Source organism: Vibrio sp. 11986-1-5 (genome assembly GCF_963878025.1).
GTDB classification, from domain to species: Bacteria; Pseudomonadota; Gammaproteobacteria; order Enterobacterales; family Vibrionaceae; genus Vibrio; species Vibrio injensis.
In genome coordinates this window covers 82,571-105,611 of the sequence record NZ_CAWNVW010000053.1, presented here as the reverse complement: position 1 = coordinate 105,611, position 23,041 = coordinate 82,571, and the positions used below count along the sequence as shown (strand labels likewise).

The 23,041-nt window shown below is 43.6% G+C and carries 22 protein-coding genes; 11 read left to right on the top strand and 11 right to left on the bottom strand.

Going from position 1 to position 23,041, the window contains the following annotated elements:
- Nucleotides 1-119 precede the first annotated feature (119 nt).
- The 8 genes from ppiD to pyrF all read left to right on the top strand — a co-directional run bounded on the left by ppiD (nt 120) and on the right by pyrF (nt 7,958).
- Nucleotides 120-1,979 (top strand): peptidylprolyl isomerase, encoded by a 1,860-nt coding sequence (gene ppiD, locus AACS00_RS15680; protein WP_072668950.1) that lies wholly within the window; start codon nt 120-122, stop codon nt 1,977-1,979.
- 237 nt (nt 1,980-2,216) lie between these two features.
- A complete protein-coding gene (locus tag AACS00_RS15675) occupies nt 2,217-2,510 on the top strand; it encodes a ComEA family DNA-binding protein (RefSeq protein ID WP_072668575.1) in 294 nt (97 codons plus the stop codon).
- Between the two features lie 157 nt (nt 2,511-2,667).
- Complete coding sequence (gene cmk, locus AACS00_RS15670; protein ID WP_040904501.1) at nt 2,668-3,348, top strand: (d)CMP kinase; 681 nt, start codon at nt 2,668-2,670, stop codon at nt 3,346-3,348.
- 104 nt (nt 3,349-3,452) lie between these two features.
- Complete coding sequence (gene rpsA / locus AACS00_RS15665; RefSeq protein ID WP_004395639.1) at nt 3,453-5,123, top strand: 30S ribosomal protein S1; 1,671 nt, start codon at nt 3,453-3,455, stop codon at nt 5,121-5,123.
- 131 nt (nt 5,124-5,254) lie between these two features.
- Complete coding sequence (gene ihfB, locus AACS00_RS15660) at nt 5,255-5,539, top strand: integration host factor subunit beta (RefSeq protein WP_004395638.1); 285 nt, start codon at nt 5,255-5,257, stop codon at nt 5,537-5,539.
- A 158-nt stretch (nt 5,540-5,697) separates the two neighbouring features.
- A complete protein-coding gene (locus tag AACS00_RS15655) occupies nt 5,698-5,982 on the top strand; it encodes a LapA family protein (RefSeq protein ID WP_110167946.1) in 285 nt (94 codons plus the stop codon).
- A 3-nt stretch (nt 5,983-5,985) separates the two neighbouring features.
- Nucleotides 5,986-7,155, top strand: a complete 1,170-nt coding sequence (gene lapB, locus AACS00_RS15650; RefSeq protein ID WP_110167945.1) for a lipopolysaccharide assembly protein LapB — start codon at nt 5,986-5,988, stop codon at nt 7,153-7,155.
- A 101-nt stretch (nt 7,156-7,256) separates the two neighbouring features.
- A complete protein-coding gene (gene pyrF, locus AACS00_RS15645) occupies nt 7,257-7,958 on the top strand; it encodes an orotidine-5'-phosphate decarboxylase (RefSeq protein ID WP_110167944.1) in 702 nt (233 codons plus the stop codon).
- A 17-nt stretch (nt 7,959-7,975) separates the two neighbouring features.
- Here pyrF and miaE read toward each other — a convergent pair whose 3' ends face one another.
- Nucleotides 7,976-8,749: a tRNA isopentenyl-2-thiomethyl-A-37 hydroxylase MiaE gene (gene miaE / locus AACS00_RS15640; protein WP_181397612.1), complete on the bottom strand. Its 774-nt coding sequence runs from the start codon at nt 8,747-8,749 to the stop codon at nt 7,976-7,978.
- Between the two features lie 217 nt (nt 8,750-8,966).
- A complete protein-coding gene (locus AACS00_RS15635) occupies nt 8,967-9,731 on the bottom strand; it encodes a DNA repair protein (protein WP_072668570.1) in 765 nt (254 codons plus the stop codon).
- Between the two features lie 238 nt (nt 9,732-9,969).
- Here AACS00_RS15635 and AACS00_RS15630 point away from each other — a divergent pair, with 238 nt between their 5' ends.
- Entirely contained in the window at nt 9,970-11,226 is a 1,257-nt protein-coding gene (locus tag AACS00_RS15630) for a methyltransferase (protein WP_110167943.1), read from the top strand.
- A gap of 39 nt (nt 11,227-11,265) precedes the next feature.
- Here the strand turns inward: AACS00_RS15630 and ald are convergent, their stop codons facing one another.
- Complete coding sequence (ald, locus tag AACS00_RS15625; protein WP_110167942.1) at nt 11,266-12,390, bottom strand: alanine dehydrogenase; 1,125 nt, start codon at nt 12,388-12,390, stop codon at nt 11,266-11,268.
- A 155-nt stretch (nt 12,391-12,545) separates the two neighbouring features.
- Between ald and lrp the strand changes: the two genes are divergently transcribed.
- Both lrp and AACS00_RS15615 read left to right on the top strand, forming a co-directional pair.
- Nucleotides 12,546-13,040 carry a leucine-responsive transcriptional regulator Lrp gene (lrp, locus tag AACS00_RS15620; RefSeq protein WP_072668567.1) on the top strand — a complete coding sequence of 165 codons (495 nt, stop codon included), beginning with the start codon at nt 12,546-12,548 and terminating at the stop codon, nt 13,038-13,040.
- Between the two features lie 187 nt (nt 13,041-13,227).
- Nucleotides 13,228-16,044: a DNA translocase FtsK gene (locus tag AACS00_RS15615; protein ID WP_110167941.1), complete on the top strand. Its 2,817-nt coding sequence runs from the start codon at nt 13,228-13,230 to the stop codon at nt 16,042-16,044.
- A gap of 74 nt (nt 16,045-16,118) precedes the next feature.
- Here AACS00_RS15615 and AACS00_RS15610 read toward each other — a convergent pair whose 3' ends face one another.
- Genes AACS00_RS15610 through cyoA form a run of 8 tightly spaced genes read right to left on the bottom strand, consistent with a single transcriptional unit; the run spans nt 16,119 to nt 22,651 of the window.
- On the bottom strand, nt 16,119-16,646 hold the full coding sequence (locus tag AACS00_RS15610; protein ID WP_240004025.1) for a hypothetical protein: 528 nt from the start codon (nt 16,644-16,646) through the stop codon (nt 16,119-16,121).
- Between the two features lie 18 nt (nt 16,647-16,664).
- On the bottom strand, nt 16,665-17,198 hold the full coding sequence (locus AACS00_RS15605; RefSeq protein WP_110167940.1) for a copper chaperone PCu(A)C: 534 nt from the start codon (nt 17,196-17,198) through the stop codon (nt 16,665-16,667).
- Nucleotides 17,199-17,200: 2 nt separating this feature from the next.
- Entirely contained in the window at nt 17,201-17,827 is a 627-nt protein-coding gene (locus AACS00_RS15600; protein WP_072668564.1) for an SCO family protein, read from the bottom strand.
- The gene (gene cyoE, locus AACS00_RS15595) at nt 17,824-18,744 is read right to left on the bottom strand and encodes a heme o synthase (RefSeq protein WP_258306879.1); all 921 of its coding nucleotides are present in this window, start codon (nt 18,742-18,744) and stop codon (nt 17,824-17,826) included. Before cyoE ends, AACS00_RS15600 begins: the two co-directional genes overlap by 4 nt.
- A gap of 9 nt (nt 18,745-18,753) precedes the next feature.
- Nucleotides 18,754-19,092 (bottom strand): cytochrome o ubiquinol oxidase subunit IV, encoded by a 339-nt coding sequence (gene cyoD / locus AACS00_RS15590; RefSeq protein ID WP_110167939.1) that lies wholly within the window; start codon nt 19,090-19,092, stop codon nt 18,754-18,756.
- Nucleotides 19,092-19,700, bottom strand: coding sequence for a cytochrome o ubiquinol oxidase subunit III (gene cyoC / locus AACS00_RS15585; RefSeq protein ID WP_110167938.1), 609 nt, complete (start codon nt 19,698-19,700; stop codon nt 19,092-19,094). Before cyoC ends, cyoD begins: the two co-directional genes overlap by 1 nt.
- Before the next feature lie 16 nt (nt 19,701-19,716).
- Complete coding sequence (gene cyoB / locus AACS00_RS15580; protein WP_110167937.1) at nt 19,717-21,777, bottom strand: cytochrome o ubiquinol oxidase subunit I; 2,061 nt, start codon at nt 21,775-21,777, stop codon at nt 19,717-19,719.
- The gene (gene cyoA, locus AACS00_RS15575; RefSeq protein WP_110167936.1) at nt 21,767-22,651 is read right to left on the bottom strand and encodes a ubiquinol oxidase subunit II; all 885 of its coding nucleotides are present in this window, start codon (nt 22,649-22,651) and stop codon (nt 21,767-21,769) included. Before cyoA ends, cyoB begins: the two co-directional genes overlap by 11 nt.
- Nucleotides 22,652-23,041: the final 390 nt, after the last annotated feature.

Sequence of the window (23,041 nt, the reverse complement as noted above, 5' to 3'; positions counted from 1 at the left end):
AATTCGAACCTTTTGAAATTATGCGCATCCTACTGATGCGCATTTCTTTTTCTGATATTATCGCGCTATTCAATTTTTGGCTGAAGCGTCTAGCTTCAAACCTGGAGAGCAGTACAACTATGATGGAACGATTACGCGAAGGCGTGAACAGCATCGCGGTGAAAATTATCCTAGGACTCATCATCCTATCGTTTATCTTTGCAGGCGTGGGTAACTATATCGTTGGCGGTGGCAATAATGCAGCAGCTAAAGTCGGCAAGACAGAGATCAGTCGTGGCGAATTTGAACAGGCGTATCAAAATGAACGTAATCGCATGCAGTCACAACTCGGCGATTACTTTTCTACATTACTAGCAGACCCTACTTATGTCGCTTCACTACGACGTTCAGTGCTTGATAGCATGATCAATGATATTTTAATTGAACAGCATGCACAGTCGCTTGGTTTACGTGTGAGTGATAATCAAGTTCGTCAAGCCATTATTGCCATGCCAGAGTTTCAGTCGGCTGGTCAATTTGATCAAAATATTTATCAATCGGCTCTGCGTCGCGCAGGGTTTACCCCTGATGCATTTGCGGAATATATGCGTCGTAGTTTGGTTCGTGATCAATTGGTTGCGGCTTTACAGACCAGCGAGTTTACTTTGCCTGGTGAAGTCGAAGCGCTGAGTGCTTTAGTGGCTCAAACGAGGGAGGTACGGACCATCACGCTACCGACTGCCGATTTCGCAAAAGAGGTTCAGCTAACGGATCAAGAGATTGAGCAATATTATCAACAAAATGATGATCGATATACTCGTCCGGAACAGATGAGACTTTCTTATATCGAGTTGTCAGCTCAGCAGTTGAAAGAAGCTATCACTATCACTGATGAGCAGAGCAAAGCATTCTATGCTGCACATCAAGATAAATATGCTTCTAAAGAACAGCGTAAAGTGAGTCATATCATGATCCAAGGGGATGATGAACAAGCAGCTCAAGCGATTTTAGAACAATTGCACAATGGGGCGGACTTTGCTCAATTGGCGAAAGAGAAATCACAAGACATTGGTAGCTCACAAGAAGGTGGTGAGCTAGGTTGGATTGAACGTGATACGATGGACGCTGCTTTTGAAAGTGCCGCTTTTGCTCTTCAACAAGTCGGTGAAATTAGCGGACTGGTAAAATCGGATTTCGGCTACCATATTATTAAACTTGATGAACTCAAGGCTCCGGTGATTAAGCCTTATGAGCAAGTTGCTGCTGAGATAAAAGCGGAGCTACAAGATCAGCAAGCGGTTGATCAGTTTTATCAACTACAAACTGAGCTAGAACGTATCGCTTTTGAGTCACCAGACTCGCTAGATGAAGCCGCTAAGGCCATTGGCGTAGTTATTCAACACACGGATTTTACTTCGGTTGCAGAATTACCTGATGTATTGAGTGCTCCTGCGGTTATACAAGCGCTGCGCCAGCCAGAAGTGAAAGAAGATCAACTGAACTCGGATGCGATTGAAATTGCCCCTGAACATGTTGTGGTTGTCCGTGTTGAGCAAACCCGACCAGAAATTATTTTGCCATTAGCTGAGGTACGTGAGCAAATCGTTGCCACGTTATCGCGTTTAAAAGCGGAACAGCAAGCACTGCAGTTGGCGAATGATTTAGTGACTGCTTTAAACGCTGGCGATAATAGTTTATTAGACGCTCATCAATTAGCCTTTAGTGAGGTTCAGCGTATGGATAGAAGTTCTCCATTGGCTGAAATCGTCTTTTCTATGCCGAAGCCAGAAGGTGAGCACCATGTTTATGCACATGGCAAAGATGCACAAGGCAATGTTGTTGTTATCGCTCTGGCCGCTGTAACGACAGAGGTTGACCCACAGTTAAATCAGCAAATTGGCGCTCAGTTATCTCGCATTGGGTTACAACAAAATGTTGAAGGTATTTTGGGTGTATTACGTCAAAATACGAAAATCCAATATTATGGTTTAGAGCAATAATTCCTTGTTATGTAAATAACATGTTTATCATTTTGGGCTGCATTTGCAGCCCATTTTATTTTCCTATTTCCCTCAAATAGTCGATACCACTGATCCTTTATTATCGTCTTGTCTAACCCCTGTACTATAAGAGAGCACAAGGTTGTTGTTCACTAAAACTAGGTTTATTTGCCTGGTGAACCCTGTGCTATCTGGTGGTATAGAGATGTGATAAATACTTAAATAAGGAAGGAAACAATGGTTAAGAATTATTTCCTTGCTCTGTTGTTGGGCTTAAGTCTGCCCGTTAGCCAAGCAATGAGCAAAGAAACAGTTAGCATCAATCAGGGCTTTGAGATCACAGTGAATGTTAATACCGCCTCTGCAGAAGAGATCGCGACGTTGTTACAAGGCATTGGTTTGCAAAAAGCTCAGGCGATTGTTGAATATCGTGAAATAAATGGTCAGTTTTTAACAAAAGAAGACCTAACCAAAGTAAAGGGGATTGGGCCAGCAATTGTGACAAGAAACGATAAACGTATTTTGTTATGAAGTGAATAACCTTTAGAGGATAAAACTCAGGCTAAGTCCTGAGTTTTTTATGAGGGGAACTCCTAGTCTGAAACTCGCATCTTATTGCCAGTTCAGTATATAATTCAGCGTTGACCAATCACGCGATGAGTCGTGAACCAAACGAATGGAGTAAAGCATGTCCTTGCAAACAACGGTAATAACCGTGGATGGACCCAGTGGTGCTGGTAAAGGCACTCTGTGTATGTTGTTGGCGAAAAAGCTCGGTTTTCAACTGCTGGATTCGGGGGCAATCTATCGTGTGCTCGCCTTAGCCGCAATTCATCATGGCGTTGATCCTGATTCTGAAGAGGCACTAGTTCCTCTAGCCACACACCTTGATGTTGAGTTCATTGCTGAAGGCGACTTGGTTAAAGTAATTTTAGAAGGTGAAGACGTTTCTAAGGCCTTACGTAAAGAAGAAACGGGTATGGCCGCCTCAAAAATTGCCGCTTTGCCTCGTGTCCGTGAGGCATTATTGCGTAGACAGCGTGCGTTCGAGCAAGGTAAAGGCTTAGTGGCTGATGGGCGAGATATGGGAACGGTGGTCTTTCCTGAAGCTGCGGTGAAAATTTTTCTTGATGCAAGTGCAGAAGAGCGTGCGCGTAGACGCTATAAGCAGTTGCAACTGAAGGGCCTTGATGTTAAATTTGACGCCCTTTTAAGCGAAATTCAAGAACGTGACGATAGAGATCGGAATCGTTCAGTGGCGCCACTGCGTCCAGCGGAAGGTTCGCTATTATTAGATTCAACGACTTTGTCTATCGACGAGGTTGTGGCTCAAGCATTACAATACATCGAATCGAAGTTAGCGGAATAAACCACGTTAGCTAAGAACGTTGGTCGCAAGGATGATGACTGGCGATTTTAACAACCCCATGCGGTAGGATACCCGTGGACGTTTAATTATTGAAGATTAAATACATGACTGAATCTTTTGCTCAACTCTTTGAAGAGTTTCTAAACGAAACCCAATTTCAACAAGGTACTATCGTTAAAGGTACTGTAGTTGCGATTGAAAATGGCTATGTACTTGTTGATGCTGGCCTTAAGTCTGAGTCTGCTATTCCAGCAGAACAGTTCAAAAACGCTGCGGGCGAACTAGAAGTAGAAGTTGGTTCAGAAGTTGACGTAGCACTTGACGCTGTTGAAGACGGTTTCGGTGAAACTCAACTTTCTCGTGAGAAAGCTAAGCGTCACGAAGCTTGGATCGTTCTTGAGAAAGCTTACGAAGAAGCTGAAACGGTTATCGGTATCATCAATGGTAAAGTTAAAGGTGGCTTCACTGTTGAATTGAACGGTATTCGTGCATTCCTTCCAGGCTCTCTAGTTGACGTACGTCCTATCCGTGATACTGCTCACCTAGAAAACAAAGAGCTAGAGTTCAAAGTTATCAAGCTAGACCAGAAGCGTAACAACGTTGTTGTTTCTCGTCGTGCTGTTATCGAATCAGAAAGCAGTGTTGAGCGTGACGAACTTCTTGAAACTCTACAAGAAGGTACTGAAGTTAAAGGTATCGTTAAGAACCTTACTGATTACGGTGCATTCGTTGATCTTGGCGGTGTTGATGGTCTACTACATATCACAGATATGGCGTGGAAACGTGTTAAGCACCCATCAGAGATCGTTAACGTTGGTGACGAAATCCTAGTTAAAGTTCTTAAGTTTGACCGTGACCGCACTCGTGTATCACTAGGTCTAAAACAGCTAGGCGAAGATCCATGGGTAGCTATCGCTAAGCGTTACCCAGAAGGTCACCGACTAACTGGTCGTGTTACTAACCTAACAGATTACGGCTGCTTCGTAGAAATCGAAGAAGGCGTTGAAGGTCTAGTACACGTTTCAGAAATGGATTGGACTAACAAGAACATCCACCCATCTAAAGTTGTTAATGTTGGCGACGAAGTAGATGTGATGGTTCTTGATATCGATGAAGAGCGTCGTCGTATCTCTCTAGGTCTAAAACAGTGTAAAGCTAACCCTTGGCAGTCATTCGCTGAAGCGCAAGCTAAAGGCGACAAAGTAACTGGTAAGATCAAGTCTATCACTGATTTCGGTATCTTTATCGGTCTTGACGGTGGTATCGACGGTCTTGTTCACCTATCTGACATCTCTTGGAACGTTCCTGGAGAAGAAGCGGTACGTGATTACAAGAAAGGCGATGAGATCTCAGCAGTTGTTCTAGCTGTAGATGCAGAGCGTGAGCGCATCTCTCTAGGCGTTAAGCAAATGGAAAATGACCCATTCAATGCTTACGTTGCAGACAACAAGAAAGGCACTCTAGTTAACGGTACAGTAACGGCCGTTGATGCTAAAGGCGCAACGATCACTCTTGAAGATGGCGTAGAAGGTTATATCCGCGCTTCTGAAATTGCTCGTGACCGCATTGAAGATGCCTCTCTTCTTCTAAGCGTTGGTGATAAAGTTGAAGCGAAATTTACTGGTGTTGACCGTAAAAACCGCGTAATCAACCTATCTATCAAAGCGAAAGATGAAGCTGATGAGCAAGAAGCAATGGCAACTATCAACAAGCAAGACGAAGCTGCTTTTGGTAATGCAATGGCTGACGCTTTCAAAGCTGCTAAAGGCGAATAAGTTAAATTCGTAAATAGAAAGGAACCTGTATAGGTTCCTTTTTTTTGCCTTTTCTCTACAAAATTAAGCAAGTGTTTGTTGGAACTGCTATTACTGACTATAATCAAGGTAAAAACTCAATGAGGGAAACTATGACTAAGTCTGAATTGATAGAAAGGCTGTGTGCAGTACAAACGCATCTGTCAGCCAAAGAAATTGAAGATGCCGTAAAAGATGTTCTTGAACACATGTCAAAAACGTTAGAAGACGGAGAGAGAATCGAAATTCGTGGTTTCGGTAGTTTCTCTTTACACTATCGTGAGCCTCGCATTGGGCGTAATCCGAAGACTGGCGAAAAAGTAGAGTTAGAGGGAAAATATGTACCTCACTTTAAGCCGGGTAAAGAATTACGTGAGCGGGTTAATCAGAACATTTAGTAATACGACCAGTACATCAGCGGCATGCTTTTTCAGTATGCCGCTTTTTTGTGTCTCAAAAGTCGCTGGATTATTAGATTGAGCATGGTTTGTCAGACGAATTTACTGCATAATCAGCAAGCGAATTGGTGAATATGAACCTAAATAGGATAGGTATTATGAAAATAATAAAAATTATCGTGTTATTGGCCTTATTTCTTATCGCGTTAGCGTTAGGTGCTCAAAATCAAGCGATCGTGACGTTTAACTATCTGCTTGCCCAAGGTGAGTTTCACTTATCAACCTTATTGGGTAGCGTATTTGTGACAGGTTTTTTAGTGGCTTGGGTTCTATTTGGTAGTTTATACCTTAAAGCTAAGCTTGAGATACGTAAGCTTAATCGTAAAATAGCCAAGCAAGTTGTGCCACAAACACCAATCAAGCCAAAAGCTAATCTGGAATAATTAATGTTAGAACTTCTCTTCTTGCTCTTGCCCATTGCTGCCGCTTACGGATGGTATATGGGTAATCGTAGCGCTCAGCAAGACAAGCAGAAGCACTCTCATCAAATCTCCCGTCAATACGTTACGGGGTTGAACTTATTACTTTCTGATCAATCGGATAAAGCCGTTGACCATTTTATTGAATTACTTCAAGTTGATAATGAAACGATTGATACTCATCTCGCGTTAGGTAATCTGTTTCGCTCCCGTGGTGAAGTTGATCGCGCCATTCGTATCCACCAGAATCTTATTTCTCGATCAGGCTTAACGATTGATCAAAAAAATCTAGCACTACAACAACTTGCCAAAGACTATATGGTGGCAGGCTTTCTCGATCGAGCAGAAAAAATATTTGAACAATTGATTGATGAACCTGAGCACCGGGAATCTGCTTTGCAACAATTAACGGCGATTTACCAACAAACACGCGAATGGCATAAAGCGATTGAGTCTGCACAAGCGTTAGTGAAGTTGGGGCGCAAGCGGATGAAAAATAGCATCGCTCATTTTTGGTGTGAGTTGGCAATGCTAGAGCAATCAGACGGCCAAGATAATAAAGCGATGCAGTTTTTTAAACGTGCATTACATGAAGATCCTAAATGTGTCCGCGCCAGCATTTCGCTGGGTAAGCTGTGCCTCGCTAATCAGCAATATCAGCAGACGATCAGTCACTTAGAGCGTGTTCTAAACCAAGATATTGACTTCATTGGTGAAGTATTACCGACCTTGGCTGAATGTTATCATCACCTTGGTCAAGAAGATGCTCTGGTTGAGTTTTTGCGCCAATGTATTGATAACAATGCTGGAGTTTCTGCAGAATTAATGCTTGCGCAGTTGGTTGCTCAACATGATGGTGTGGCCAGCGCTCAAGAGCTGTTAACTCGTCAATTAGTCAAAAATCCAACCATGAAAGGTTTTTATCGCTTAATTGGTTATCACATTGCTGAAGCGGAAGAAGGCAGAGCGAAAGCCAGTCTTTCTACCTTACAAAAATTGGTTGGAGAACAGCTAAAAGCGAAACCGCACTATCGTTGTCGCCATTGTGGATTTTCCACTCACTCGCTGTATTGGCATTGTCCATCATGTAAGGGATGGGGAACAATTAAGCCAATTCGTGGTTTGGATGGTGAGTAGTTCTCTTATTGGTGTTTAGCGATAAATGGGTGGTGTAGCGGTCTGCATCAAATGGAATAAAGGTTAAGTGTAAAAACGATAGGTCACTATTAGGAGTAAAAATGAACGACCAAAAAGTCATTGTTGCCTTGGATTATGATACCCGTTCAGAGGCGCTTGCCTTTGTTGATAAAATTGACCCATCGAGTTGTCGATTGAAAGTAGGCAAGGAAATGTTTACCCTCTTTGGCCCAGAGTTCATACGTGAATTGCATCGCCGTGATTTTTCTGTCTTTCTTGATTTAAAGTTCCATGATATTCCGAATACTTGTGCGAAAGCGGTTCGCGCAGCGGCAGAGCTCGGCGTATGGATGGTAAATGTCCATGCTAGTGGCGGTGAGCGAATGATGTTGGCCGCTCGTGAAATACTCGAACCTTATGGTAACGAACGTCCGTTACTGATAGCGGTGACGGTACTAACCAGTATGGAGCAGGTCGATCTGGCAGGGATAGGGATTAACCTTGCACCAGAGCAGCATGTGCTACGTTTAGCGACCTTAACTAAAAATGCTGGCTTAGATGGGGTGGTCTGCTCTGCTCAAGAAGCCTCTGTATTAAAACAGCATTTAGGCTCATCGTTTAAATTGGTGACGCCGGGAATTCGCCCTGTTGGATCAGCGATTGGCGATCAAAAACGTATTATGACGCCAGTTCAAGCTCTAGAAGCAGGTTCAGATTATTTGGTGATTGGACGACCTATCACACAAGCTAATAATCCTGATCAAGTTCTCGCTGAGATTAATGCTTCCTTAATGCCTGTTTAGTATTGAGAGTGCGCCTACTAAATAGGCGCACCGCTATGAAATTTAAAATCATCATCTGGGCTCTGTATAAGCTCAGCTTCAATCGTTGCAAAATCGTTGATACGTTGACGGATATCATTCGCTGCAATTTGTTCCGCTAATGCTAGGTAATCTTGATAGTGTCGAGCTTCAGATCGTAATAATGAGAGATAGAATCGTCCAATCTCTTCCGGTAAGTGAGGGGCTAACTTAGCAAAGCGTTCGCAAGAGCGAGCCTCGATAAACGCACCGATGATCAATTTATCAATCAAGGCATCTGGTTCGAACGTTTTAACGTGTTTAAGCATGCCTTTGGCATAACGACTTGCATTGATTGGATGATATTCTAAATCTTGTCGTTCAATAATTTCAGCTACTTGATAAAAATGATGCAACTCTTCTTTGATCAATAAAACCATTTTATCAATCATTTCTTCGCCATAGGCACAGTCGTTTCTCGCACGAATAGATTTTGATAACTGGCCGGTTCCTTTCAAGGCGAGTAAATCGCCTTGGCATTGATAAGCAAAGCGTTCATAAGGTTGAATTAAGGCGGTCAGTTGTTGAGCTGCCTCGTCAGTGAGCACATAGCGTTTGAGTAAAAAGATGGCGCTTTGTGCAGCCTTTAGCTCACACAATAAATGATCTCGTAAAATAACGTTTAAATTTTCAGGTTTTTTGGCTTGATCTATCCATGAATCGGGTGTTGGGCAGAGTAGGAATTGCTCAATGGGAGCGAGTAATGGTTGAATGGCTGTCTGTATCATAGTCATTAAAAAGTATCGGCCTAAATGATCAGTCGGGTTAGTGGTGATAAGATGAACTTGACGTGGAACCCCAATCATATCATTGGTCGATATTCATGGGGAACGATGATAATGCTCTATCTGGCTACCTTTTCGGGGTAAAAGGCCTTTAATGAGGCTGCTTTTTATGTGGCATTTGAGCTGAGGCGAGAATTGAAGTAGAAAAAGTATCGAGTGGGGGTAGTTACCACTTTTTCTTTTCACCAAATAATGCTTCCATATCGCTATTGCGCTCTTTTTCTTCCATTTGTTGGATATCAGCAGCGCTCTTAGTTTGGCGGCGTTGTTCAATATCATCATGCATGGTTTGTAGCTTTTCTCTTGCTTGAGTGGAATAGCTGTCGTTTTTGGTATTTAGCACATCAATTCCTTTGCGTAGGAGCTGTAGTGCGGTACCTGGTTGCCCACGAACAATAGAATCATTGGCACGTTTAATCACGTTCTCAATGTTAATTCGAATTTGAATGGTTTCCAGCCGAGCATTTTCTGCCACAAAAGCTTGCGTATCAAAACGTCCTTTGTTGTGTTCGCTGCGTATGGTATCTCTAAGCCGTTTGACCAGTTTGAGCATAACGATGGCTTGCTTATCACTACTTGGAACCTTGAATGGGGTACTTTCTCCACCAGGATGATTTTCTTTTAGGTGTTTAATTTGTGCTTGCATATTTTCGACACGCTGTGCCAATTGTTTATTCTTGGGATCCAAATCAAGCATATTCTGTAGAGCATCAAGAATGCGGTTATTTAAACAAACCAGCAGATCTTTGCTAAATGGCATATGATGAGCGTTACCGATCAAATCTTCGGTAGCATCAATAATCGTCAGATAACGTGCAGATTCTTGTTTCTTGGCCGTTTCTATTTTCAATCGATACTGCAACATAATGTTGTAGCCTAAGATCAAAACCAGAAGCACGACTCCGAGAGCGATAAGTAAACCTATATTCATAAAATCCGTATCTTTTTTAGAGCCCGATAATAAAGGATACACTATCCTACCTGTATCGACATCACCAACAAATAGACAATCTTAATTATTTATGTGTTACGCATAAAAAAGTGTAACCGAGCCGTCATTTTAGATGAGAATAGGCGATATATTGGCAGTATAGTACGCTTTTTTGGCCAACGGTCTTCTTTCTTACTAATCGACTTGACCCTAAAATAGCGCTTTATTCGGGGGCGTAATGCAGACTCTTTTTACTCAGCTAAACACTTTTCTTATTCAAACGGAGTCATTTTGGCGTTTTGAGCCTTTTCACTGCAGTGCCGATAACGTTGAGCATTGGCAGCATATCAACTCTGATCTAGATGACTGGCTAAATTCTTTATCGCCAGAGCAAATTGTGCAACTTAAACAGCAACCGGACGATTTGTTTTATCATTTGTCGCAATATATTCAAGGGTTAGCTGAGATGATAACTTCGGTTCACGATCATATTACACTGCAACCTGTGTGTTTATCATTATCTGTGAAAGAGAATACTCAGGAGAGTCATGCACTTTATAGCGGAGTGCCTGGGCGAAAAGTTGAGCAAATTAAGCGGTTAGGCCAGAAGTTGATCCGCCAGCATCAAGGTGAATCATGGTTAGAGTGGTGTGCGGGTAAAGGTTATCTGGGGCGTTTTTTAGCAACGTATTCTGATAGTCCAGTGCTCAGTTTTGAATATCAAGAGGCTTTATGTCTGCAAGGACAAGCTGAAGCGGATCAACGCCAATTAGCGATGATGTTTGTGCAAGGCGATGCTTTTAAACCGAGTAGCCAAAAGTTGTTTAAACCTTGTCAACATGCAGTTGCTTTACACGCTTGTGGCGATTTACATGTACGGCTAATGCAATACGCTGCGCAAGCTTCGGTGCGTGCAATGAGTGTTGCGCCTTGCTGTTATCACCTTATCGAAGCGGAGCACTACCAGCCACTATCGAGTTTAGGGAAACAGTCTAGTTTACATCTCACCCGTCAAGAGTTACGTATCCCAGTTCAAGAGACGGTTACTGGAGGTGAACGAGTGAAACGTCATCGTCAACAGGAGATGAGCTACCGTTTAGGCTGGGATGAGTTACTTAAAGCGGAATTAGGTTTAATGGACTATCAACCGACACCAAGCATTAAAAAATCACAGCTCTCTGAAGGGTTTAAAGCGTTTTGTCTTTGGGCTGCAGAGCAAAAAGGCTTTTTGTTGGCGTTAGATAAGATTAATTTTGAGTACTATGAACAGCAAGGGTTAGCTCGTTATTGGCGTATGGAAAAATTGAGCCTTGTTCAACAAGGCTTTAAACGCTTATTAGAAATGTGGCTCGTTTGCGATAAGGCTTTGTTCTTAGAAGAGCAAGGCTATCAAGTGTCAGTCAGTGAATTTTGTTCGCGAGAGGTGACGCCAAGAAATTTACTCATTCATGCCAAGCAGGTATCTGTGGTTGATGAAAGTGGTAGTATCAAGTAGACACTACCGTTGTGTTAGTTAGTTTAGGAAACTTGAAGCTCAATCTGCAGGGTTTAGTGCCTCTATGGCTTGGATATAAGGTAAGTGAAAGTTGTCTGCGACTTCTTTACAAGTTACTTGTCCTTTAATGATATTCAGTCCAGCTCGTAATCCTGCGTCCTCGATCAGCGCTCGTTGATAACCAAGATTAGCGAGTTTGACAATGTAGGGAAGGGTGGCATTATTAAGTGCAAAAGTAGAGGTTCGTGCCACGGCTCCTGGCATATTCGCGACACAGTAGTGAACGACGTCATGTAGAACATAACTGGGTTGATCGTGGGTAGTTGGATGAGAAGTAGCAAAGCATCCCCCTTGATCGATGGCGACATCAACGACCACCGCTCCGGGTTTCATGCGTTTGATGTGCTGTTCATTGACCAGTTTTGGTGCGCTGGCTCCAGGGATCAAAACAGCACCAATCACTAGGTCGGCATGAATAATTTGCTGTTCAATAACTTCTGCAGTGGAGTAGAGTAAAGTTGCTCGCCCTTGGAACTCTTCATCTAATTTGCGCAAAGTGTCTAGGTTACGGTCAAGGAGGGTGACATTAGCCCGTAAACCTATGGCGATTCTTGCTGCGCTAGCGCCAACAACCCCACCACCCAATATCAATACATTGGCTGGCGCGACACCGGGCACACCACCTAGGAGCATTCCCATTCCTGCGTGGGACTTTTCTAACATACGAGCCCCGGCTTGGATTGACATTCTGCCAGCGACCTCTGACATTGGTGCTAATAGTGGTAATCGACCCATACTATCTGTTACAGTTTCATAGGCAATACAGATAGCATTACTCTTGATAAGTGCTTCAGTTTGTGGAAAATCTGGGGCAAGATGTAAATAGGCAAATAAAATTTGCCCTTCTTTAAGCATAGCGCGTTCTGTGGCTTGAGGTTCTTTGACCTTAACGATCATTTCGGCTTGCGAGTATACGTTTGCTGCATTAGGAACAATGGATGCCCCTGCAGCGATATAATCATCGTCTGAAAAGCCGATACCGGATCCTGCTTCGGTTTCGACAATCACTTGGTGGCCATGTGAGGTGAGCTCTCTTACACTGGCAGGAGTCATGCCCACGCGATATTCGTGGTTTTTGATCTCTTTAGGTACACCAATAATCATTCTAACTCCTTACATGACTCATTCATGTTGGTTTTTTGTTGGAATTTTGTGTCGAGTTTATGACTAGTATAGTTGTGCGTATATAAAGTTTGATGCTGAATATGAAGAAGTTGTAATATATTTTTTTGCAAGGAAGTAATAAGGTGGAATAAAAAATGGCAGAGAACTATAAAAGGCCCTCCAAGGATCTTGACCGTATTGATCGCAATATCTTAAATGAGTTGCAAAAAGATGGTCGTATTTCGAATGTAGAATTATCCAAACGGGTTGGTCTTTCACCGACCCCCTGTTTGGAGCGGGTGAGACGGCTTGAACGTCAAGGGTACATTACAGGGTATACAGCCCTGTTAAACCCCCAGTATCTTGATGCTTCATTGCTCGTGTTTGTTGAGATAACTCTTAATCGTGGCGCGCCAGATGTATTTGAGCAATTTAATGTCGCAGTGCAAAAACTCGATGATATACAAGAGTGCCATCTCGTTTCAGGGGACTTCGATTATTTGTTGAAAACACGAGTATCCGATATGGGAGCTTATCGTAAGCTTCTGGGTGATACTTTGTTACGATTGCCTGGCGTTAACGATACGCGCACCTACGTGGTCATGGAAGAAGTGAAACAAACTAACCAACTGGTAATAAAAACGCGCTAAACCTATAAGGGTGTGAAGAAGAGACTTCTTACCACATTCTGACGTTGATGCATTGGGTTTTTTACCTTGATATGGTTAAATCTACTAACAGTCTGAGCGGCGATGGCCGCTCAGACTGTTTTCTCCTCTCCAATATGAGTTATAGTATTGTTCATATTGGCCATTATCATCATAGTCAAGTTGGTATATGTTCAAACACAGTAACAATAAAGTCGAAACGATCATCAAAACCACCGAGCAGTTACCGCCTTCTCGTTTAAATGGTAAGCAGCGTTTAAAGGAGTGTGGGCTTATTTTAGCAGTTCTCTGTTCCGTGTTACTTGCGGTGGCTTTACTGACCTTTCATCCAGCGGATCCTTCTTGGTCACAAACCGCTTGGGGCTCTGATATTCAAAATGCAGGAGGAATGGTTGGCGCTTGGGTCGCGGATACACTCTTTTTTGTCTTTGGATCGCTAGCTTATCTATTACCGATTATTTTTACCGCCATGGCATGGGTAACATTACGTCGCCGTGGTGAGCAAGAAAGTATCGATTTGATGCTGTGGGGGACCCGTTTACTCGGTTTGGTTATTTTGATCCTGACCAGTTGTGGCTTAGCTGATATCAATTTTGATGATATTTGGTATTTTTCTTCCGGTGGTGTCATTGGTGACGTCCTAACCAGTTTGGCCCTCCCTACCTTAAACTTACTCGGTACCACCTTAGTGCTACTCTTCTTATGGGGAGCAGGACTAACGCTATTAACAGGGATCTCTTGGTTAACGATAGTCGAGTGGCTTGGTAGTAATTGCATTCGTGGTTGTCAATGGCTGATGAACCGTATCCGTGGCGACAAAGATGAGTTAATTCAGCCCCAGCGTCTTGAACCGATATCACCTGATGTGACGCTGGAAAGTACGTCATCGGGCAATCCGCTTTCTGATAGTATGGTTGATACGACTAATAAGACGGTTGAACACCAGTCGATAGCAGAAGAGAAAACCCCACGACGTTTCAATATCCACATTCCGGATAACCAAAACACAGAGAAACCTGAGCGAAAAGTCTTGCTGGATGCCACGATAGAAGAATTAGAGCAGCAGGCTCGTCAATACGATGACTTTGCCGAAGCATCGGATTTCCATTTCCCCCATCAACAACATCATCATGATCAGCCAGCCGAACAGATAGAACCTGTGCAGAGTGAAGCGTTGACCGATGATGAGCCTATCTTTAATCCTCAAACGTTAGAGGAAACAGAATGGGATGAGCCTGCTATTCAACCTGCAATCTCTCGTTTAGATATTGTTGAAGAAGAGGTGCAGTCTCCCTCATTAAGCCATACCCCATCATCGGGGCCGAGCGATACATTGGATCAGGCGATAGAAATAAGTGCTGAGGATGATGAGTCATCACCCTTTGATGATGATGTACAGGCGTTTCAAGCGATGGTGTCTGATGCTCAAGCTAACATGGCGGCGACTCAAAATCCATTTTTGATGCAGCAAAGCGTCAATTTGCCAAAGCCCACGGAACCCATGCCAACCTTGGAGTTACTGTACCACCCTGAAAAGCGTGAAAACTTTATAGATCGAGAAGCACTAGAAGAGATCGCTCGCCTAGTCGAATCAAAATTGGCTGATTATAAAATCCAAGCTCAAGTTGTGGGGATTTTTCCTGGACCAGTTATCACGCGCTTTGAATTAGATTTAGCCCCCGGAGTTAAAGTAAGCCGAATATCGAGTTTATCGATGGATTTAGCTCGTTCCTTATCTGCAATGGCTGTACGAGTGGTAGAGGTTATCCCAGGTAAACCTTATGTTGGTCTAGAGCTGCCGAATATGAGTCGGCAAACGGTGTTTTTGTCCGATGTTGTCAGTAGTGCACAATTTAAAGAGGCGAAATCGCCGACTACCATGGTTCTTGGACAAGATATTGCTGGTGAAGCTGTTGTCGTGGATCTTGCCAAAATGCCACACGTGTTGGTGGCAGGAACCACGGGTTCCGGTAAATCAGTTGGGGTGAACGTGATGATCCTCAGTATGCTTTACAAATCGACCCCAGAAGATGTCCGATTCATCATGATTGACCCTAAAATGCTTGAGTTATCGGTATATGAAGGCATCCCGCATTTATTGTCTGAGGTCGTGACCGATATGAAAGATGCCTCTAATGCATTGCGTTGGTGTGTTGGTGAGATGGAGCGTCGTTATAAATTAATGTCGGTACTTGGTGTGCGTAACATTAAGGGATTTAACGATAAACTGAAAATGGCGGCGGAAGCTGGGCATCCGATCCACGATCCACTTTGGAGAGAAGGGGATAGTATGGATACCGCTCCCCCACGTTTAGAAAAACTGCCTTATATTGTTGTTGTCGTGGATGAGTTTGCAGACTTAATGATGGTGGTTGGTAAAAAAGTAGAAGAGCTGATCGCTCGCTTAGCACAAAAAGCGCGAGCGGCAGGTATACACCTTATTCTTGCTACTCAACGCCCCTCTGTGGACGTGATCACCGGATTAATTAAAGCGAATATTCCAACCCGAGTAGCGTTTACCGTATCAACTAAAACGGATTCTCGAACTATTCTTGATCAAAGTGGTGCAGAATCGTTACTTGGAATGGGAGATATGCTCTATCTTCCCCCTGGTTCAAGTCATACGATTCGTGTCCATGGTGCTTTTGCGTCAGATGATGATGTGCATGCTGTGGTCAACAACTGGAAAGCTCGCGGTAAGCCTAACTATATCAGTGATATTATCGCGGGAGATCAAGGTCCAGAGTCGCTGCTACCGGGTGAAAAAATGGACGATGATGAGGACATGGATCCGCTATTCGATCAAGTTGTCGAACACGTAGTAGAAACTCGTCGTGGTTCGGTCTCAGGAGTCCAGCGTCGATTTAAAATTGGCTATAATCGGGCGGCAAGGATTGTTGAACAGCTTGAGGCTCAAGGTATTGTCAGTGCGCCAGGTCATAATGGTAACCGTGAGGTGTTGGCTCCTTCACCCAGTCGCGATTAGCCTACCCATCACATGCATGAACAGAAAAAGGCCCTGTAATCATACAGGGCCTTTTTATAAGCAGAAACAGAAGGTTAGTGACTGGCTGGTTTTATCACTTGATAGCGGGTCGTCACCAAGCAAACGGCGGGGCTCTGATCAGTCAGAAAAGCTTGTTTACCTACAATACGATCGCTAGTGAGGACCATTGTTTCTTGATTCAATTTACCTTGAAATGTCCATTTACTGAACGCTTCGTGTCTTGCATCTGCACAATTGGTTTGTAACAAGTAACTTTCGATCGCGGTTGCTTGACATTGTCCTGCTGCATTTTCTACCGCATGAAAAGTGATATGACTTGCTCTATCTCGGTAATCAGTGACGGTAAAAGCATGAAATAACTGATCACCGCTGATAGGGGTTATCTGCTCTAACATCCGGTGGGGATTGAGTTTTAGTACTTCTGCCGCAAACTCAGTGAGCATGCTCTCGCAAGGCAGTGTTTGCTGCCCAGCAATAATATCCATTGAGGTGCTCGGTCTTGTGGGTGACTCAGCCATTACGCTGTAAGAGATGGCACTGGCTAGAGCAATAACAGATAGTTTTTTTGCAGTGGTAAGCACTGTTTTCTCCCGAGATGGTTAGTGGGCGTGAGAGTGATTACTGCTCATATCTACCACTAGTAGCTCTACAGGATAAGCACGTTGTGCCTCATCAATCAATTCGACAGTAATGGTTTGTCCAGCAACGAAGGGGGCGACAATATCCATAAACATAATATGGTATCCACCTGGAGTCAGATCAAACTGGCCATGTGCTGGTACCGTAATGCTGTCAACTTGACGCATTGACATACGACTGTTTTCCATCACCATATGATGTAACTCAGTGTGTGCAGCCACATCACTACGTGCCGCAACGAAAACCATATCAGAATCAGAATGGTTAACCAGCGATAGATAGCCTGCACTGACTTTGGTTCCAGGAATCGTGGCTTTGGCTTTAGGCTCTGCGATCAATAAGCCTTCACCGATAGTGATCAGTTGCTCATCTTTTAGAGGATGATGAGCATGGTGATGCTCAGAAGAATCACTGTCAGCAGTAAAATGTCGAACAATGGTTGCTAATACGAGTAGCAATAGAACTCCAATAAGAAGTTGGACAATACGATTCATAATTAACCTTGTTTAGTTTCTTGGTAGCGTTGTAGTGTGCGTTCGATACGAGCAGCCAGTTCTGTCGGTGTTGTGCTGTAGCTCATCGACGTAACAAACTGTCCTGTAGGCGCAATCACAAAAAATCGAGAGACATGATCAACGGTGTAACTTAATGCTGAATTTTGCATATTAACCATGTCATAGTAGACACCGTATTGGTTAGTAATTTTATTAATGTCTTCTGCACTGCCTGTTGCTCCTTTGATTCTAGGATCAAAATGCTGTGCGAATTGGTGCAACGATGTTAGATCATCACGCGAGGGATCGACGCTGATGAATAGCCCTTGTACATTATCACCGACCTCATCAGGCAGCATGCGAAAAGCCGCTGACATGACGCCCATTGATGCAGGGCATACCTCGGCACAGCTCAGATAACCGAAGTAAAGTACCACGACTTTTCCTTGATAATCCTCTAAATTAATATCACCTAATGCGGTATGAAGACTAAAGTTGCCGCCAATTTGATTAGGTTGTACTGGGCGCTCTCCAATCGGAACCGTTGAATAGTTAATATACAAACCAATAACAATGGCGATAAAAATCGCCCCAGTCATCAAGGTATATTTAATCGCTTTTGAACTCATGAAAATAGGCCTTCTAAACTGAATGTTGGCAGGGCCGCTTGGATATCGTTATGCGCTGTTACATGGGTAAAATCTACTGAAATTAATAAGCAGAACAGCATGATGCAAGCAATAGACAACAACATTAATTGTTTACCCCATTGCTCAGTTGGCATTTTTTGAAAGCCAACCTTAGCGATATATAACCAATAAAGGCTAATTAATCCCATACCTAAAGCGAACCAGCTTCCAGCATAACCGTGGTACGTTAATGCCCAGCATGCCACAGCAAAGGCAATAATATAGCCAATGATATGATAACGTGCTTTAGCAATACCTTCTTGAATAGGAAGGACGGGAATGTTGGCTGCCTTGTAATCATTAAATCGATAGATGGCAATCGCATAAGAATGGGGGATTTGCCAAATACAGAAGGTTAAAAATAAAATAGCGCCACCAATATCGAGCTGATGAGTGACGGCAAAGTAACCAATAACAGGAGGGCAAGCACCAGATAAACCACCAATCAAAGTACCATGCACAGAGTGGCGTTTATAATAAAGGCTGTAAAAACCGACATAAACGACAAAGCCAAGGAGACCAAAGGCAAAGGCAAGTATTGAAGTGAAAAAATACAAAATTGCAAAACCAGCTAGTCCCAGTAAGCAAGCTTGCATCAGCGCGTGTGAAACAGGCACGATTTTTTGTACCAGTTCACGGTTACGTGTGCGCTGCATTTTTGCATCAATATCTATGTCAATATAGTTATTAAAGACACAGCCAGAAGCCACGACCAGACTGGTGCCAAGGCAAACAGCAATAAAAAGTTGCCAGTCTATCTGGCCTTGTGAGGCCAGAAAGAAACCACCCGCCGCGGCAACAAGGTTGCCGCGGATGATGCCTGGTTTAGTAAGTTGTAAATAGTGCTTGAACATCATTACTTCCAGTTAGTGTCCCATCAGCATATTGTGGTTAAGATGCTGCATGATCCACATCGAGCCAACTAAGACGATAGCGACAATTACCACAGAAAAGACGGCGGTAATCACATTCCAAGCTTGCTCTGATGAGGTGTTCATATGTAGAAAGAACACAAGTTGTACTAGGATCTGAGCCACGGCACAGATCAGAATGACCACAACTTTGGTGGTTGGCGATCCAATATCTGCCATCACCATCGCAAATGGGATTAAGGTCAGGAGTACCGAATACAAGAAACCCAGTAAGTACTCTTTCACGCTACCGTGCGCTTGACCACCATGGTTCTGTTCGTAAGAGTGTTCCATTACATTACCCCCATTAAGTACACCACGCTGAATACGCAGATCCAGATAATATCTAAGAAGTGCCAGAACAAGCTGAGTAGTGCTAAGCGAGTCTTGTTCGCCGTGGTAAAACCATCACGTTTAAAATGGAAAAATAACACGATCATCCAAATTAAACCGGCAAACACGTGTAGACCGTGAGTGGCTACGAGTGCGTAGAAGGATGACCAATACGCACTCGTGCTAAAGGTCGCTCCAGCAAGGCTAAGATGATGGAACTCATAGAGCTCCATGATCAAGAAGCCAAAGCCTAGCGCGAAAGTAATGCCTAACCAAGTCGCCATGCCTTTCATATCATGGGCATTTTGTTTCAGCATTGCCATCCCGAAGGTCAAGCTACTTAGCAATAGTAAAGCTGTTGTACCAGCAACAAACCAAAGGTCAAACAGAGCGCTCGGTTCAACCATTCCAGCAAAGCTGTTCGAAAAAACAGCAAAAACAGCGAATAGAGTACCGAATAACAAACAGTCACTTAGGATGTAAACCCAAAAACCAAAGAGATCGTCACCGGCGGTATCATGATGATCATGATGATCATGCAAGTCATTAATTTGAGTATTTGTGCTCATTATTACTCCTCAATCCTCATACCATTTGTTTAGAGCCAGAAAGCTCTGGTTGAGAGTTGAAATGCGGATGGTCTTGATAAACGCGCTCTAGATGCGGAGTTTCAATCGCTTCAACTTCCGATACTGGCACATAGTAATCTTTGTTGCGGTCGAAGCTGTAAGCAATCCACGCACCAATCATACCCACGAAGCCAACAATCACCATCCACCAGATATGCCAAACAAAAGCGAATCCGAACACCAATGAGAAGGCACTGATAACGACGCCAGCCCAAGTATTTTTTGGCATGTGGATCTGTTTGTAACGCTCAGGTTTCACGTATGCCATACCATGTTCTTTACGGTAGTGATGCTCATCACGGTCGTGAATTTTTGGTAATGTTGCAAAGTTATAGAATGGCGGTGGTGACGAGGTTGCCCACTCAAGAGTGCGGCCATTCCAAGGATCACCTGTGGTGTCTAAATTATCTTTGCGATCACGGATACTGATGAAGATTTGCCATACTTGCGCAGCCACGCCAAGAGCAATTAGGCCAACGCCCGCAGCAGCAATCCACAACAGCGGTGCCCATTCTGGGTTTTCTATGCTCGATAAGCGACGAGTCATGCCGTTAAAGCCCAAAACATAGACAGGCATAAAGGCAACGAAGAAGCCAACACTCCATAGGACACAAGAGATTTTGCCCCACTTTTCGTTGAGCTTAAAGCCGGTTGCTTTCGGGAACCAGTAGGTTAAGCCTGCAAAGTAGCCGAACAGCGCGCCACCAATAATCACGTTATGGAAGTGAGCGATAACAAATAAGCTATTGTGTAGGACAAAGTTAGCCGCAGGAACGGCCAACATAACCCCCGTCATGCCACCAATAGTAAAGGTGATAAGAAACGAACAGGTCCACCACATACTGGCTGAAAACTCGACTCGTCCCTTATACATGGTAAATAGCCAGTTAAATATTTTCACCCCAGTTGGAATGGAAATAATCATGGTCGCAATACCAAAGAAGGCATTGACGCTCGCACCAGCACCCATAGTGAAGAAATGGTGTAACCAAACGACAAAAGAGAGCAGCATGATTACGGCGGTAGCAAGAACTAACGATGTATAACCGAAAAGACGTTTGCGTGAGAACGTCGCTACTACTTCTGAGAAAATACCAAATGCAGGTAAGATCAAGATATAAACTTCAGGGTGACCCCAAGCCCAAATCAAGTTTACGTACATCATTGGGTTACCACCCATATCACTCGTAAAGAAGTGAGTGCCGATATAACGGTCAAGGGTAAGTAGGGTAATGGTGACGGTTAGAATCGGGAATGCCACGACAATCAAAGCGTTCGCGCACAGCGATGTCCAAGTAAATACCGGCATCTGCATCAGCTTCATTCCAGGTGCTCGCATACGTAATATCGTCGCGATGAAGTTTACCCCAGTTAACAAGGTACCTATCCCGGAGATCTGCAGAGCCCATAGCCAGTAGTCGACCCCGACCCAAGGGTTATATTCACTGCCAGAAAGGGGGGGATAAGCCAACCAACCTGTTGCCGCAAATTCACCGACAAACAATGAGATATTGACAAGAATTGCCCCAGAGACAAACAACCAAAAACTCAAGGAGTTAAGGAAAGGAAAGGCAACATCTCGAGCACCGATCTGCAGTGGAACAATGATATTCATTAAGCCGACGATAAAGGGCATCGCAACAAAGAAAATCATGATCACGCCGTGAGCGGTAAAGACTTGGTCATAATGTTCTGGTGGAAGGTATCCAAGACCGACGCTTTCTGCTGCTTGATGCGAACGCATCATGACTGCATCAGCAAATCCACGAAACATCATCACACCAGCAACGATGATGTACATCAGACCAATCTTCTTATGGTCGACAGAAGTAAACCATTCGTGCCATAAGTAAGCCCATTTTTTTGCGTAAGTAATATAACCGAGCAGTGCTAAACCGCCGAGAACAACCGCAAGCATGACGGGTAGAATAACCGGATCATGATACGGGATTACATCCCAGTTCAGTTTACCGAAGACTGCATTCGGCTCGGCATAAACATCGCCTTTATAAGCCATTTTGGACTCCTGAATATTTCTCAATGATGTCTTTAAATTGCAGAGGATTAACCGTAGAGAAGTAGGTAATCGGGTGCTGAGTTCGAATCTGCTCGTGGGAATTATCCACTAGCGCCTGGTAGCTAGCATCATCAAGCACGTTGCCTGAGCTTTTCACTTGGTTAACCCATTGCTCAAACTGCTCATCAGTGACCGCATGAGCTTTAAAATGCATATTGGAAAAACCTAAGCCACTGTAGTTTGCTGAAACACCACGATAAACACCCTCTTCAGAGGCCATTAAACTCAAACGGTTTTCCATCCCTGCCATCGCATAGATTTGACTACCTAATTGCGGGATAAAGAAAGAGTTCATCGTCGTATCTGAAGTCACGAGAAACTGCACTGGGCGATCAACGGGAAATGAAATTTCGTTGATGGTGGCGATTCCTTTCTCTGGGTAGATGAATAGCCATTTCCAGTTCATCGCGACGACCTGAATGGTCAATGGCGGCTTATCTGACTCTATTGCTTGCCTCGGATCGAGTGAAAAAGCAGTAAGATAAGTGATGCGGCCCAACGCGAGAATGATCAAGCATGGAATCGTCCAAACGATGATTTCAATCTTCGTTGAATGTTCCCACTTGGGTTTGTACTCAGCCTTGGTGTTGTTATGACGATACTTATAAGGAAAGTAAATTGCCATAAACAAGACCGGGATAATGATAATTGCCATGAGTAATACGGCGGTAATGATCAGTGATTTTTGTGCTTCACCAATCGGGCCTTTAGGATCAAACAACACCATATTAGTGCTGAAGATAGTGCCAATAAGACCTAAAACCGCAACCCCTAACAATATCAAAGTAACTTTAATGTTACTTTTGGTTTTCATTTTTCCTCCCAGGAAACCATAGAGTCTTATGTAATGGATAAATAAACTTCAAAACTAAGTCAGTGATGAGGGATTATTTATCAACTAGTTTGCTTCGGCACATTATTCTAAAGAAAACAAAGCAGTCTGCAACACATTATACACTTATGTTACAACTAAGTAGCCATTTGGCATTCTACGTCACAACAAAGCTACCGGATTCACTGCGGTTTTTCATTTTGTCAACAAATAAAAGTGCCAAAACGATTAATTCGCTGCCAGTTAAGCTGGTTTACGAATACTGGGTGTGGTTCGATCATGGGGATTTTTATATTTATTTTTCACATTGCTATGGCGCGCAATTTTTATTGCTGGCTGAGGGCGGTTTACCATGGTCACTTTGGTCAGTTA

Excerpts from the sequence above, each read along its gene's own strand:
- ppiD (WP_072668950.1), top strand. The coding sequence starts at position 120 with ATGATGGAACGATTACGCGAAGGCGTGAACAGCATCGCGGTGAAAATT.
- AACS00_RS15675 (WP_072668575.1), top strand. The coding sequence starts at position 2,217 with ATGGTTAAGAATTATTTCCTTGCTCTGTTGTTGGGCTTAAGTCTGCCC.
- cmk (WP_040904501.1), top strand. The coding sequence starts at position 2,668 with ATGTCCTTGCAAACAACGGTAATAACCGTGGATGGACCCAGTGGTGCT.
- rpsA (WP_004395639.1), top strand. The coding sequence starts at position 3,453 with ATGACTGAATCTTTTGCTCAACTCTTTGAAGAGTTTCTAAACGAAACC.
- ihfB (WP_004395638.1), top strand. The coding sequence starts at position 5,255 with ATGACTAAGTCTGAATTGATAGAAAGGCTGTGTGCAGTACAAACGCAT.
- AACS00_RS15655 (WP_110167946.1), top strand. The coding sequence starts at position 5,698 with ATGAAAATAATAAAAATTATCGTGTTATTGGCCTTATTTCTTATCGCG.
- lapB (WP_110167945.1), top strand. The coding sequence starts at position 5,986 with ATGTTAGAACTTCTCTTCTTGCTCTTGCCCATTGCTGCCGCTTACGGA.
- pyrF (WP_110167944.1), top strand. The coding sequence starts at position 7,257 with ATGAACGACCAAAAAGTCATTGTTGCCTTGGATTATGATACCCGTTCA.
- miaE (WP_181397612.1), bottom strand. The coding sequence starts at position 8,749 with ATGACTATGATACAGACAGCCATTCAACCATTACTCGCTCCCATTGAG.
- AACS00_RS15635 (WP_072668570.1), bottom strand. The coding sequence starts at position 9,731 with ATGAATATAGGTTTACTTATCGCTCTCGGAGTCGTGCTTCTGGTTTTG.
- AACS00_RS15630 (WP_110167943.1), top strand. The coding sequence starts at position 9,970 with ATGCAGACTCTTTTTACTCAGCTAAACACTTTTCTTATTCAAACGGAG.
- ald (WP_110167942.1), bottom strand. The coding sequence starts at position 12,390 with ATGATTATTGGTGTACCTAAAGAGATCAAAAACCACGAATATCGCGTG.
- lrp (WP_072668567.1), top strand. The coding sequence starts at position 12,546 with ATGGCAGAGAACTATAAAAGGCCCTCCAAGGATCTTGACCGTATTGAT.
- AACS00_RS15615 (WP_110167941.1), top strand. The coding sequence starts at position 13,228 with ATGTTCAAACACAGTAACAATAAAGTCGAAACGATCATCAAAACCACC.
- AACS00_RS15605 (WP_110167940.1), bottom strand. The coding sequence starts at position 17,198 with ATGAATCGTATTGTCCAACTTCTTATTGGAGTTCTATTGCTACTCGTA.
- AACS00_RS15600 (WP_072668564.1), bottom strand. The coding sequence starts at position 17,827 with ATGAGTTCAAAAGCGATTAAATATACCTTGATGACTGGGGCGATTTTT.
- cyoE (WP_258306879.1), bottom strand. The coding sequence starts at position 18,744 with ATGATGTTCAAGCACTATTTACAACTTACTAAACCAGGCATCATCCGC.
- cyoD (WP_110167939.1), bottom strand. The coding sequence starts at position 19,092 with ATGGAACACTCTTACGAACAGAACCATGGTGGTCAAGCGCACGGTAGC.
- cyoC (WP_110167938.1), bottom strand. The coding sequence starts at position 19,700 with ATGAGCACAAATACTCAAATTAATGACTTGCATGATCATCATGATCAT.
- cyoB (WP_110167937.1), bottom strand. The coding sequence starts at position 21,777 with ATGGCTTATAAAGGCGATGTTTATGCCGAGCCGAATGCAGTCTTCGGT.
- cyoA (WP_110167936.1), bottom strand. The coding sequence starts at position 22,651 with ATGAAAACCAAAAGTAACATTAAAGTTACTTTGATATTGTTAGGGGTT.